A 14,758-nucleotide genomic window follows, 5' to 3' on the forward strand; every position below is an offset into this window, starting at 1 on the left:
GGCGTGATGCGCGGTCGGTTACGGCCGTTCGAGTATCGCCGTCACGCCCATGCCGCCGGCGGTGCAGATCGAGATCAGCCCGCGACCGCTGCCTTTGTTTTCCAGCAACTTGGCCAGCGTGGCTACCACGCGCGCACCGGTGGCGGCAAACGGATGGCCGACCGCGAGACTGGAGCCATGCACGTTAAGCTTCGCCGGATCGATGCTGCCCAGCGGAGCATCGAGGCCGAGGCGGTTCTTGCAGTACTCCGCACTTTCCCACGCGCGCAGCGTGCAGAGCACCTGCGCGGCAAAGGCCTCGTGGATTTCGTAGTAATCGAAATCCTGCAGGGTCAAGCCATGGCGGGCCAGCATGCGCGGCACCGCGACGGTTGGCGCCATCAGCAAACCTTCGCCGTGCACGAAATCTACCGCGGCAATTTCCGCGTCGAGCAAATACGCCTGAATCGTCAGCCCGCGTTTAGCGGCCCACTCGTCGCTGCCCAGCAATACCACGGCAGCGCCATCGGACAAGCCGGTGGAGTTGGCCGCCGTAAGCGTGCCCTGGCCGGAGGTCTTGTCGAAGGCTGGTTTGAGCGAAGCCAGTTTTTCCATCGTGGAATCCGGACGCAGGAAACCGTCACGTTTCAGTCCGCGAAACGGCACCAGCAGATCGTCAAAGAAGCCTTCCTCGTACGCAGCGGCCAGTTTGCGATGGCTGTCCAGCGCCAGCTGATCCTGATCGGCGCGGCTGATATGCCACTCCCTGGCCATCATCTCGCAGTGATCGCCCATCGATTTGCCGGTGCGCGGCTCGGCCACACCCGGGAAAGAAGGTTTCAGTTCGCTCAGCGAGAACCCGCGCGTGGCCGCCTTCAGTTTTTCCATCGGCGTCTTGGCACGATTGACTGCCAGCAGCCGTTTGCGCAGTCGCGTACCGTAAACAATCGGCACATCGCTGGTGGTGTCCGAACCACCGGCGACCCCGGCTTCGATCTGCCCGGTCGCGATCTTGTTGGCGATGATGATGGCGTTGTCCAGCGAGGTGCCGCAGGCGCGCGCCGTGGTGATGCCTGGCGTGGTCGGCGCCAGGCCGGAGCTCAGCAGCGCCTCGCGTGCCAGGTTCCACTCCGACGAATGCTTGATCACCGCGCCCATCGCCACTTCACCCAGTTCCACGCCGTGCAGCCCGAACCGTTCGACCAGCGCGCCGAGGACTTTCACCGACATGCCGAAATTGCCGACGTCGGCGTAGGCGGTGTTGTTGCGGCAGAACGGGATGCGTACACCACCGATCACCCCAACGCGCTTTTGCGTTTTTTCCATGGTCAGAACAGTCCGGAACTCAAGTCCCCCAAGGCTAACCCGCGCTGCGGTGTGGCGGAAGCCCAAAACGCTGAATGATACGATTCGCGTCTTGTTTATACGAACGGAGCCGCTCCTGATGGAAGCGCAAACGCTGCTCGCCCTGCCGGTGGTGCTGGCCCTGGAACTGGTGGAGGGCGAAGTGCCGCCGCGGCTGAGCCTTGATCGCGACGAAGCGGCGGAGCTGGTGGAACTGATCGCGGCCGATCTGCACGGGCTGGTACCGCAGGTCAATCAGGCGCGACTCGCGCTGGCCGGCGCGCTGTTCGATCAGGTCGAACTGCTGCGGCCGGGCTTTCCGGTATGGGCCACACTGGACGAACTGGCGCGACGCGTGCCGCGCGGCCATCTTGAGAATGTGGTCGCTTTTGGCAGCCATGGCGGCCATATGCCGGCGCTGCCACTGGAGCCGTCGCCGCAATTTTCTGGTGGCCCGATGCGCCTGCTGCCGCTGAGCCTGCTGGCACCTGAGGCGCTGGCCGGTGACTTATCCGAGCAACTGGAAGTGCAGTTGGTCGGTCGCGGGGAGGCTGGCGCGCTGACTGCCGACTGGCTGATGCGCACGCTGGGCATCCGGCTCGAACACGTGCGTTATCTCAGTCGCAACGATCTGCTGGCGCTGACCTGCGTGCAGTACGAACACGTCAATCTGGCGGCGTTGTGGTCACTGCTGGAGGCCGCGCTGTTGACGCCGTATCGCGACGAATCGGCGGTGACCGCGCGTGGTCTGGCGCTGCATTACGCGAACGGCAAGGTATTTGCCCAATCGCCGACGCAATGGCTGGCAGGCCAACCGCACGAGAGCCGCGACGACCACGCGCCGCGACGACATGCGCTGGCCGGCATCCTGTTTGAATTACGTCAATATGCGGCGCTGCTCGACGCGCATCAGCTGCCGCTGCGGCTGCAGCCAGGGACTGATCGCGGCGGCGAAGCGGGCGCCGGCTATCTGCTGGAAACCCTGGCCACCATCGAATCCGGTTACGACGAATCCGATTACGGATCGCCGACGCTGTTCGCGCATGAAGCCCCGGGCCTGGGCGTGGTCGCGATCACCGTAGCGCAACGTGGTGCAGGCGGTAGCGCGCGCGCGCTGGCGCACGGTTACCCGCTGCAGTCGCAGGCGCTGGGGCCGCTGCTGGCCCTGCTGGCCGATCGATACGGCATTGCCGCCGAGCCGCAGGCGCTGGGCCGCATCGTGCTGGATGAGCACGGTGCGCTGGGCGCCCCGGCCACTGCTCTGCACTGAGCCCGCCGGGTCACTGGGCAACGGCAGCAGGCAGGCGCATGATGGCCCGAACACGGGGACGGAACGACCATGCAGCCGCACGAGCCTGCCAGGGTATCGCCATCGCTTGAAAAAGATTCGCAGGAATGGTCTGCGAAGGTTCTGCGTGGGGCACCGGTATTGCTCGCCTATCTCGATAACGAGCAGCGCTTTCGCTACGCCAATGAAACCCACCGCACATGGCTGGGCGTCGATCCACAGGAGCTGATTGGCCGTACCGTGATCGAGGCGGGCGGGCGACGCAATTACCAGAAGATCGAACTGGCGCTGGAACGCGCCTTCGCCGGCCGCACGGCCCACTATGAAGGCGAGCTGTTCGGTGGCAGCGAGCGGCGCTACGTGCACGCCAATTTCCAGCCGGATCTTGATGAGGTCGGTGCCGTGCGCGGCGTGTTCACCACCTTTGTCGATATCACCGAGCGGCGCAGTCTGGAGCTGCAGCTTCACGAAAGCGAGCAGCGCTTCTTCGGCGCGTTTCAGCACGCCGCCATCGGCATGGCGCTGATTCATCCGGACGGCCATTTCCTTCGAGTCAACGCCGCGTGCTGCCAGATGCTCGGCTATCGCGAAGATGAACTGCTGGCGCTGGATATCACCACCATCACTCACCCTGACGATCTCGCGAGCGACATGGAGTTGCTCAACGAGATGCTCAGTGGCAAGCGCGACTCTTACCAACTGGAAAAGCGCAATTTCCACAAGGACGGCCGGGTGGTGCACATCCAGCTCAGCGTATCGGTGGTGCGGGACGAATACCGCCAGCCGCGCTATTTCGTGTCGCAGGCGCAGGACATCAGCCAGCGCAAGGCGTTCGAGGATGCACTGCACCGCGAGCGCGAGCTGGCCGAGGTGACGCTGCGCTCGATCGGCGACGCCGTGATCACCACCGACACCCAGCTGCGCATTACCTCGCTCAACCCGATTGCCGAGGCAATGACCGGCTGGACCAGTAGCGAAGCGCAAGGCCGCGCCATCGATGAGATCTTCCAGCTGTTCGACGCGCATAACGGCCAGCCGGTGATCAATCCGCTGCGCGCGGCGATCGAACACAACACCATCGCCGATCTCGCCGGCAGGACATTGCTACGCCACCGGCACGGTTTCGATACACCGGTGGAAGATTCCTCTGCACCGATCCACGACCATGCCGACAACGTGATTGGCGGCGTGCTGGTGTTTCACGATGTCAGCGAAAACCGCGCGCTGGCGCTGAAGATGATCCACCTCACCCAGCACGACACGCTCACCGGCCTGCCCAATCGCAGCCAGCTGCACACGCATATCGAACAGTCGTTGATCACCGCCGCCCGCCGTCAGCAACGCGCGGCCGTTCTCTACATCGACATTGATCACTTCAAGCAGATCAACGATCTGTACGGCCTCGCCGGCGGTGACCGCGTGCTGCGTGCGCTGACCGCACAATTGCGGCGCAGCCTCCCTGGCGGGGAGTTGATCAGCCGCTTCGGCGACGACGAATTCGTGGTGATGCTGCCGCACCTGGACAGCGTGGGCGAGGTGGCCAGTCGCTGTCAGATCCTGATCGCCCATTGCCAGGAAACACGGGTAACCGACCTGCCCGAGCTGTCCTTGCGCGTAAGCGTCGGGGTCAGCATCTATCCCGACGATACCCACGATGCAGAAATGCTGCTGCAACAGGCCCAAACGGCGATGTATGCAGCCAAGGCGCAAGGCCAGCATGGCTACCGCTTTTTCACTGCTTCGATGAGCGAGCGTACGCAGGCCCGGCGCAAGATCGAGACGGCATTGCGCCACGCGCTGACCCGACAGGAGCTCGCGCTGGATTACCAGCCAAAGGTGGATGCGCAGACTGGCCGCATCGTCGGTGCCGAAGCGCTGCTGCGTCTGCGTGCCGACGGGCGGGAGCTGTATGCACCGGACCAGTTCATTCCGGTCGCCGAGGACACTGGCTTGATCCTGCCGATTGGCGCCTGGGTGCTGCGCGAAGCCTGCCAGCAGGCGCAGCGCTGGAAAGATATCGGCCTTTCCGTGCCCATCTCCGTGAACGTATCGCCACTGCAATTCCAACGCGCGGATTTCTACGCATGGCTCGATACCGTACTCGATGAAAGCAGGCTCGATGCGAGCCTGCTGGAGCTGGAGCTGACCGAGCGCATGGTGATGTCCGGCGGCGATGCCACCACCGAATTGCTGCAGCGAATCAAGCAACGCGGCGTACGCCTGTCGCTGGATGATTTCGGCACTGGCTATTGCAGCCTGTCGTACCTGAAACATTTTCCGATCGATGCGCTGAAGATCGACCGCACCTTCGTGCGCGATGTCACCAGCGATGCGGGCACCGCTGCCATCACCCAGGCCATCATCGCGATGGCGCGCAGCCTGCAAAAAGAGGTGGTCGCCGAAGGGGTGGAGACACTGGCACAAGGCGATTTTCTGCGCCGCGCCGGCTGCTCGCAGCTGCAGGGTTTCCTGTACGGCGCGCCGATGCCACCCGCGGCGTTCGAAGCCTTGCTGAGCTAGGCCTTGCTGCCACCCGCCAGCAGACTTTCATACATCCAATAGTGGCAGCGCTGCATGCCCAGATCAGCGTAAGTAGCCTGCGCCCGAGAATTCTCGGTTTCCACATACAGCCGCAGGCCGACCGCATTTGCAGCGACCGCGCGCTGCTCCACCTCCGTGTGCAGCGCGCGGAAGACCCCGCTGCGGCGTGCCTCGGGCGTCACATAAACACTCTGGATCCACCAGAAGTCACCGCAGCGCCAATCGCTCCACTCGTAGGTCACCATCAGGCTGCCGACCGGCACACCCTCGCGTTCGGCGATCAGATAAAAGCCACGCTGCGGCATCGCGAACACACCGGCGATGCCGCGTTCGAGCACAGCGGGATCGAGACGCTTCTTTTCGGTCTCCCAGGCCATCGCCGCATTCCAGGCAAGCAGGGCGGATAGATCGTCGGGCCTGGCGGCGCGAATCAGCAACGAGGGCACAGGGTAACTCCAGCGGAGGCATCAGTTGGACTATCGTAGCCTGCGTGATCTTCACACGGCGGCGCGTATCTTTCGGCACGAATGCCATGATGCCTTGGCAGTCGTCACACGCAGCGGCGAACCTGATAGAAGCCGGCGGTGAAAGCGCATAGAGGCATCACGCCGGCTGTGTCACTCTGAACACCCGAAGGAAAGTTGGACATTGGACATCGGCCGCACATTCGATTTGCTCAAATTGCGCCGCTTGCGCGCTTTCCGTCGTCGACGCGCAGCTGCTCGCACCAAGCCAGAGCAAGAGCCGACCTTGCGTTCGGAATTGTTCAGCGCCGACCAGATGGAGCGGCACGGCCAGGTGCTCGCCGGCCAGCATCGGCTGAGCCCTGATGAAACCAGCAACCTGCTGCTGGCCCGGCTGGGCGACAACGAAGCCGTACTCACCCACACCTGCGAGCGACTGACCGCCGCGACCCGTCATCGACGCCGCATCACGCCCGCAGGCGAATGGCTGCTGGACAATTTCTATCTGATCGAAGAGCAGATCCGCATCGCCCGCCGGCATCTGCCGAAGGGCTATAGCAAGGAACTGCCGCGGTTGGGGAGCGGCCCCTCGGCCGAACTGCCGCGCGTCTACGACATCGCGCTGGAAATCATTTCGCACGGCGATGGCCGCGTCGACACCACCAGCCTGTCCCGTTTCGTCAACGCCTATCAGACGGTAACGCCGCTCAAACTCGGCGAGCTGTGGGCGATCCCGATCATGCTGCGGCTGGCGCTGATCGAGAATCTGCGCCGCGTCGCCGCGCGCGTGATCGCCGACTGGCAGTACCGCGGCAAGGCCGCGCGCTGGGCCGACAGCCTCACCGCCACCGCCGAGAGCGATCCGAAAAGCGTCGTGCTGGTGGTCGCCGACATGGCACGCTCCAAGCCACCGATGACCGGTCCGTTCGTCGCCGAAATGGCCCGCCGTCTGCAGGGCCAGAGCCCGGCACTGGCACTACCACTTAGCTGGATCGAGCAACGGCTGTCCGAGTCTGGCCAGACCATCGAACACCTGGTGCAGCTCGAAGCGCAGCAGCAGGCCGCGGATCAGGTGTCGATCGGCAACAGCATCGGCAGCCTGCGTGCGCTGTCGGCGATCGATTGGCGCGATTTCGTCGAACAGACCAGCATCGTCGATCAATTTCTGCGCGAAGATCCCGCCGGCGTCTACGCAACGATGGACTTCACCACACGTGACGACTACCGCCATGTGATTGAGTCGATCTCGCGCAAGCATCGGTTGAACGAGCCCGAGGTGGCCGAAGCGGCGCTGGCGCTGAGCCGTAGCGATACCACGGCTGACAACACCCTGGTGTCGCGGCACGTGGGCTTTTATCTTATCGACAAGGGCCGCCACGCGCTGGAGAAAAGTCTCGGCGTGCGACCCGCCTTTGCCCAAACCATGCGCCGCCTGCTCGACCGCGCACCGCTACCGATTTACCTGGGTCTGCTGGCGCTGCTGACGTTTGCCTTCGCGCGGGCGCTGGTGGTGTCCGCCTCGCACAATCATCTGCCGACGTGGGGGCTGATCGGCATCGCGATTCCGTCGATCATCCTCGCCAGCCAGTTGGCAATGAGCCTGCTCAACTGGGTCGCGACATTGACCGTGCCACCCCGACAGCTGCCGCGCATGGATTACTCGGCCGGCATCCCTGAGAGCGCTCGCACGATGGTGGTGGTGCCCAGCCTGTTTGGCAGCGCGAACGACCTCGAGGAGCTGGTGGAAGCGCTGGAAGTGCGCTTCCTTGGCAACCGCGACCCACAGCTGCATTTTGCGCTGCTCACCGATTTTCCCGATGCCGACACGGAAACGTTGCCCGGCGATGAAGCGCTACTGCGCCTGGCAAGGCGGCGTATCGAGGCGCTCAACGACAAATACGCCACCGCAGAAATGGATCGGTTTTTCCTGTTCCATCGTCCGCGCCAGTGGAATGCCGCCGAACAAAGCTGGATGGGCCGCGAGCGCAAGCGCGGCAAGCTGGCCGATCTCAACGCACTCCTGCGCGGCGGTGCGCGTGAGCGCTATATGCTGATCGTCGGCGATATCGACACGCTGCCAACCGTTCAATACGTCATTACGCTGGACACTGACACCCAGCTGCCGCGCGAGTCCGCGCACGAGTTTGTCGGCGCGATCGATCATCCGCTCAACCGCGCGGTATACGACCCAGAGCTGCGTCGCGTGGTGTCGGGTTATGGCGTGCTGCAACCGCGCGTAGGCATCAGCCTGCCCAGCACGGCGCGCTCACGCTACGCGCAGCTCTACGCCAGCGATGCCGGCATCGATCCGTATACGCAGATGGTCTCGGACGTCTACCAGGACGTGTTCCACGAGGGCTCGTTCATCGGCAAGGGCATCTACGCGATCGATGCGTTCGAGCTCAGCCTCGAAGGCCGCTTTCCGGACAACGCCATCCTCAGCCATGATCTGGTCGAAGGTAGCCACGCCCGCTCCGGCCTGCTCAGTGATGTGCAGCTATACGAGGAATACCCGGCCCGCTACAGCGCCGACGTCAAGCGCCGGCATCGCTGGATCCGCGGCGACTGGCAGCTGCTGCCCTGGCTGCTGCCGTGGACACCGACCGCCCACGGCTGGCGCAAGAATGCGCTGACTGCACTGTCGCGCTGGAAGATTCTCGACAACTTGCGCCGCAGTCTGGTGCCGGCATCGCTGTTGGTGCTGTTGTTGGCCGGCTGGTTTCTGCTTTCGCCCGCATTCTCGTGGATGCTCGCCGTACTGGCGATGGTACTGATTCCACCGGTGCTGTCGGCGATGCTCGATCTGGTGCAGAAGCAGACCGAAGTGCAGATGGATCAGCACCTGCGCGCCGCGATGCATTCCACCGGCCAGCATCTGGCGCGCATGGCGCTGGGTCTGGCATGGCTGCCACACGAAGTGCTGTACAGCATCGACGCGATCCTGCGCACGCTGTGGCGCATGACGATCAGCCGACGCCTGCTGCTGCAATGGCAAACCTCTAGCGATGTCGAAAAGCGCAGCAGCAACGCGCCCGGCACACTGTGGCGATTGATGTGGATCGGCCCCGTGCTCGCCGTGGTGCTGGCCGCGCTGCTGACGTGGCATCGGCCGATGGCGCTGCTGGTAGCGGCACCGCTGCTGCTGCTGTGGCTGCTCTCGCCGTCGATCGCCTGGTGGATCAGCAAACCGAACGTACCGCCGGCGTTTGCACCGACCGCCGCGCAGATGCAGTTTCTGCGCTCGCTGGCGCGCAAGACCTGGGCATTTTTTGATGCCCATGTCGGGCCCGCCGATCACTGGCTGCCACCGGACAACGTGCAGATACAGCCGGCGCCGGCGATCGCGCATCGCACGTCACCAACGAATATCGGACTGGCCCTGCTGGCCAATCTCGCTGCGTACGACTTCGGTTTTCTCAGCGCCGGGCGCCTGCTCGATCGCACTATGCAGACGCTGGCGACGATGCGTCTGCTACCGCGCCATCGCGGGCACTTCTACAACTGGTACGACACGCTAACACTGCAGCCGCTGGCGCCGCTGTATATCTCGGCGGTGGACAGCGGCAATCTCGCTGGTCACCTGCTGACGTTGCGGCCCGGCTTGCTCGCCGTCGCCGACGAACCGGTGTTCCAGCCGCGCGCGCTGCAAGGCCTGCTCGATACGCTTACCGTGTTGCAGGCCTCGATGGACTCAGCCACCGCCGGTTCCTTGAGTCCATTGCAGCGACCGCTGGAAGCCGCCCTGGCGTCGCTGCCGGCGACGACCGGTGCCGCCGTTGCACTGTTGCAAACTCTGCTCGACCAGGCGCATGCACTGGCGCGCACACTCGCCGTCGAAGCCGATAGCGATACCGAGTTCTGGCTTGACGCCCTGCTACAGCAATGCAGCGATCTGCTGGATGAAACCAGCCACTTCCATCTCGACCCGCCGCCGGACGACGACGCCAATTTCAAGGGCATTCCAACGTTGCTGCAGCTCTCGCGCATCGAGCCGCTGTGCTGGCCCGACGAGGCTGACGCGGAAACGCTGCGTGAACGCGCACGCGAGCGTATCGCGCTACTTGAACAGGTCGCGCTGGAGAGCGGCGAACTGGCGCTGATGGATTATCGTTTTCTGTACGACCGGGCACGCGACCTGCTGGCGATCGGCTACAACGTCGACGAGCGGCGACTCGATGCGGGCTTTTATGACCTGCTGGCATCGGAAGCCCGACTGGCCAGCTTCGTGGCGATCGCGCAGGGCCAGCTGCCGCAGGACAACTGGTTCTCGCTGGGTCGCCTGCTGACCACCAGCGGCGGGCAGCCGGTGTTGCTGTCGTGGACCGGTTCGATGTTCGAATACCTGATGCCGATGCTGGTGATGCCAAGCTATGAAGGCACCCTGCTGGACCAGACCTGTCGCGCCGCCGTGGCCCGTCAGATCGAATACGGTACCCAGCTGAACGTGCCATGGGGCGTTTCCGAATCCGGCTACAACACGCTCGATGCACACTTCACCTATCAGTATCGCGCGTTCGGCGTGCCAGGTCTGGGCCTGAAGCGCGGGCTGGGCGACGACGTGGTGATCGCGCCGTACGCCACCGTGATGGCGATGATGGTGGCGCCGGCCGCGGCCACTCGTAACATGCAGCGACTGGTCGAAGTGGGCGCGGAAGGGCGCCTGGGATTCTACGAGGCCATCGACTACACCCCCGCACGGTTGCCACTGGGCCAGACTTCGGCACTGGTGCAATCCTTCATGGTCCACCATCAGGGCATGAGCCTGCTGGCGCTCGCCTACGCGCTGCTGGACAAACCAATGCAGCGGCGTTTCGAATCCGACCCGCAGTTCCAGGCCACCAGTCTGCTGCTGCAGGAGCGCGTGCCAAAGACCGCGGCGGAATACCTGCATGCTTCCGGCTTCCCCGAAATGGACGGCCAATCGCGTGCGGCCGAGGCACGGCTGCGCGTGTTCACCGATCCGGATCGCGCACGTCCCGCGGTGCAGCTGCTGTCGAACGGCCGCTATCACGTGATGGTCAGCAGCGCCGGCGGCGGCTACAGCCGCTGCCGCGACATGGCGCTCACGCGCTGGCGCGAAGACATCACCAGCGACAACTGGGGCATGTTCTGCTACTTGCGCGACGTCGCCAGCGGCGCTTACTGGTCGACCGCGCATCAGCCGACGTTGAAGAAAACCGAGTTGTTCGAGGCGATCTTCTCCGATGCTCGCGCCGAGTTCCGCGTGCGCGAACGCGAGTTCGATGCGCACACCGAAATCGTGGTCTCGCCCGAAGACGACATTGAGCTGCGCCGCACGCGCATCACCAACCGCAGCCGCACGCGTCGCACGATCGAGCTGACCAGCTTTGCCGAAGTGGTACTGGCGCCGCCGATCGCCGATGCGATGCATCCAGCCTTCAGCAAATTGTTTGTGCAGACCGAGCTGGTCCCCGAGCTGCAGGCGATCCTCTGCACCCGTCGCCCACGCGCGCACGACGAAGCGGTGCCATGGATGTGCCACCTGCTGGCCGTGCACAACGGTGACATCGACGAGATCTCCTACGAAACCGATCGCGCGCGCTTTATCGGCCGCGGCCGCAGCGCCGCCGCACCGCTGGCGATGGGTACAGCGAGTGATCCCTATGCGCAACTATCCAACAGCCAAGGCTCGGTGCTCGATCCGATCGTGGCCATCCGCTGTCGCATCACGCTGGAGCCGGAGCAATCCGCCACGGTGGATTTCGTCACCGGCACGGCTGACACCCGCGACGCCTGCGTGCAACTGATCGGCAAATACCGCGACCGCCATCTGGCCGACCGCGTATTCGACCTGGCCTGGACGCACAGTCAGGTGCTGCTGCGTCAGCTCAACGCCTCGCTGGCCGATGCGCAGCTGTACGAGCACATGGCCACCTCGATCATCTACCCGAATGCCAACATGCGCGCCGAGCCCGGCATGATCGCGGCCAACCGCCGCGGCCAGTCCGGCCTGTGGGGACAGTCGATTTCGGGTGATCTACCCATTGTGCTGCTGCAGATCGCCGACCCCGCGCGAATCGAACTGGTGCGTCAGCTGGTGCAGGCGCACGCATACTGGCGACTAAAGGGCCTGGCGGTGGATCTGGTGATCTGGAACGAAGATCGCGCCGGCTACCGGCAGGAGCTGCAGGACCAGATCATGGGCCTGATCGCCTCGGGCAGCGAAGCCAGTCTGCTCGATCGCCCCGGCGGCATTTTCGTCCGTCCGTCGCAGCAGCTGTCCAGCGAGGATCGCATCCTGGTCCAGGCCAGCGCGCGGATCATCCTGGCCGACACGCGTGGCACGCTGGCCGAGCAGGTCAGCCGACGCTGGGTGGAAACCCACATGCCGCGCTTCGAACCCAGCAAGCCGCGCCGCGCCGCGCCGACGATCGTACCCTCCCTGCTGGCGCCGCCGGTGGCGGCCGTTGATCAACATGCAACGCGCGACCTGCAGCTGACCAATCCCTATGGCGGCTTCAGCGCCGACGGTCACGAATACGTCATCGTGCTCGGACCGAACGATGCCACGCCGGCGCCGTGGGCGAACGTGCTGGCCAACCCACATTTCGGCACGGTGATTTCCGAAAGTGGTGGCGCCTACACCTGGGCCGAGAACGCCCACGAGTTCCGTCTATCGCCGTGGCACAACGATCCGGTCGGCGATGCCAGCGGTGAGGCGATTTATCTGCGCGATGAGGAAACCGGCCAAGTCTGGTCGCCGACGCCACTGCCGGCCCGCGGCACTGGCGAATATTTGACCCGCCACGGCTTCGGTTACAGCGTATTCGAGCATGTGGAAGACGGCATCTACTCCGAGCTGTGGGTGTACGTGGCACTGGATGCCTCGGTGAAATTCTCGCTGCTGAAACTGCGCAACGATTCCGGTCGTCCGCGCCGGATCAGCGCTACAGGCTACGTCGAGTGGACACTGGGCGACCTGCGCGAGAAAACAGTCATGCACGTGGTGACCGAATCGGACCCGGCCAGCGGCGCGCTATTTGCCCGCAATGCCTACAACACCGAGTTCCCCGGCCGCGTGGCGTTCTTCGATGTCGATGATCCGAGCCGCTCGATCGGCGGTGATCGCAGCGAGTTCCTCGGCCGCAATGGCAGCACGCGTTCGCCCGCCGCGCTGAGCCGCACGCATCTGTCCGGTCGCCTGGGTGCCGGACTGGATCCCTGCGGCGCGCTGCAGATGACCATCGAGCTGGCCGAGAGCGAGCAGCGCGATGTCGTGTTCCGGCTGGGCCTGGGGCGCGATACCGCTGACGCCAGTTCACTGGTTCAGCGCTTCCGCGGCAGCATCGCTGCGGTCGAGGCGCTGAACAAGGTTCGTGGACACTGGCAGCGCACGCTGGGTGCGGTGCAGGTCAAGACGCCCGACCCGGCGGTCGACGTACTGGCCAACGGCTGGCTGCTGTACCAGACCATCGCCTGCCGCTTCTGGGCGCGCAGCGGTTACTACCAGTCCGGCGGCGCGTTCGGTTTCCGCGATCAGCTGCAGGATTCGATGGCGATGCTGTACGCCGCGCCGGACAGCGCCCGGCGTCAGATCTTGCTATGCGCCGCGCACCAGTTCCCTGATGGCGACGTGCAGCACTGGTGGCATCCGCCACTCGATCGCGGCGTACGTACGGCGTGTTCCGACGATTACCTGTGGCTACCGCTGGCTGCCGCGCGCTATGTGTTGGCCACCGACGATACCCAGATACTCGACGAAACGGTTGGCTACATCGAGGGACGTCCACTGCATCCGGGCGAGGAGTCGTATTACGACCTGCCGCAGCATTCGAGCCTGCGCGAAACGCTGTATCGCCATTGCGTACGGGCGATCGAACACAGCCTGGTCCGCGGCGTGCACGGCCTGCCGCTGATCGGCTGCGGCGACTGGAACGACGGCATGAACCGGGTCGGCGAAGCCGGTCGTGGCGAAAGCATCTGGCTGGGCTGGTTTTCCTGCGAGGTGATGAACCGCTTTGCCGAAGTGGCGCGGCAGCACGACGACGAAACGTTCGCTCTGCGCTGTGAGAGCGAGGTCGCCAAGCTGAAGATTGCGCTGGAACAGAACGGCTGGGATGGTGCCTGGTATCGCCGCGCCTATTACGACGACGGCACGCCACTGGGTTCGGCACCGAACGACGAGTGCCGGATCGACTCGATCGCGCAGAGCTGGTCGGTGATCTCCGGCGTGGCCGAACCGGCGCGCCAGCAGCAGGCGATGAATTCGCTCGATCAGCATCTGGTCCGTCGCGATGCGCGGCTGGTACAACTGCTTGATCCGCCATTCGACAAATCCCCGCTCGATCCCGGTTACATCAAGGGCTACGTGCCGGGCGTGCGCGAAAACGGTGGCCAGTACACGCACGCCGCGATCTGGGCCACGATGGCGTTTGCCGAGTTGGGTGACAGCGCCCGGGCGTGGGAACTGCTGCGCATGATCAACCCACTCAGCCACACCCGTGACGCGACGGAAATCGACATCTACAAGGTCGAGCCCTACGTGGTCAGCGCGGACGTTTACGCAGTCGAACCGCATGTGGGCCGCGGCGGCTGGAGCTGGTACACCGGATCGGCCGGCTGGATGTATCGACTGGTGGTCGAATCATTGCTTGGCCTGTGCATGGATGCCGGCCACCTGCGCTTCAAGCCGGTACTGCCGGCCGACTGGGAAGGTTTTTCGATGCGCTACCGCTATCGCCAGACCTGGTACCGGATCGATGTGACCCAGGTCGACGCCGATGCCCCGCGCCTGTTGCAGCTGGACGGCGAAACCTTGCCGGACGGACGCGTGCTGCTGGCCAATGACGGCATAGAGCACCACGTTGAATTGCGTCATCCGCGAGTCCGATGATGGGTCTGCGGCCTGGATTATGTTTTCCGACATGCGGCCTTATAGGTTTTCAGGTGTTCGGTCTCAGAGCCTGTTTACGATCTCCACGTGGCCCGCGCCGGGAGCGGTTTGTGCTCAGGCCAAGGAAGAAGGAGGGAGTGTACGTCGGTACACGACCGAGTGATGACGCCGGGATGGGTACAAACCGACCCGGCCCGAAGGGTTGTGTCGTGGCGGCCGCCACGACACAACGCGGGCTACGTGGAGATCGCAAACAGGCTCTTAGCGAAGACTTCACTCGATGGCGAG

Annotated in this window: 5 protein-coding genes; 3 read left to right on the forward strand and 2 right to left on the reverse strand. The window is 64.3% G+C overall.

The window, feature by feature from the left end:
- Positions 1-18: 18 nt before the first annotated feature.
- Positions 19-1,305: an acetyl-CoA C-acetyltransferase gene (locus HDE79_RS00220; RefSeq protein WP_184599925.1), complete on the reverse strand. Its 1,287-nt coding sequence runs from the start codon at positions 1,303-1,305 to the stop codon at positions 19-21.
- A 118-nt stretch (positions 1,306-1,423) separates the two neighbouring features.
- Between HDE79_RS00220 and HDE79_RS00225 the strand changes: the two genes are divergently transcribed.
- Positions 1,424-2,593: a hypothetical protein gene (locus tag HDE79_RS00225; RefSeq protein ID WP_184599926.1), complete on the forward strand. Its 1,170-nt coding sequence runs from the start codon at positions 1,424-1,426 to the stop codon at positions 2,591-2,593.
- Between the two features lie 69 nt (positions 2,594-2,662).
- Positions 2,663-5,131 (forward strand): GGDEF and EAL domain-containing protein, encoded by a 2,469-nt coding sequence (locus HDE79_RS00230; protein ID WP_184599927.1) that lies wholly within the window; start codon positions 2,663-2,665, stop codon positions 5,129-5,131.
- Here HDE79_RS00230 and HDE79_RS00235 read toward each other — a convergent pair.
- Positions 5,128-5,598: a GNAT family N-acetyltransferase gene (locus HDE79_RS00235; RefSeq protein ID WP_184599928.1), complete on the reverse strand. Its 471-nt coding sequence runs from the start codon at positions 5,596-5,598 to the stop codon at positions 5,128-5,130. The two genes, HDE79_RS00230 and HDE79_RS00235, sit on opposite strands and share 4 nt — an antisense overlap.
- A 202-nt stretch (positions 5,599-5,800) precedes the next feature.
- On the opposite strand from HDE79_RS00235, the gene HDE79_RS00240 reads away from it, so the two are divergent.
- Positions 5,801-14,470, forward strand: a complete 8,670-nt coding sequence (locus HDE79_RS00240; RefSeq protein ID WP_184599929.1) for a glucoamylase family protein — start codon at positions 5,801-5,803, stop codon at positions 14,468-14,470.
- Positions 14,471-14,758: the final 288 nt, after the last annotated feature.

The organism is Rhodanobacter sp. MP1X3, assembly GCF_014207165.1.
Lineage (GTDB): Bacteria > Pseudomonadota > Gammaproteobacteria > Xanthomonadales > Rhodanobacteraceae > Rhodanobacter.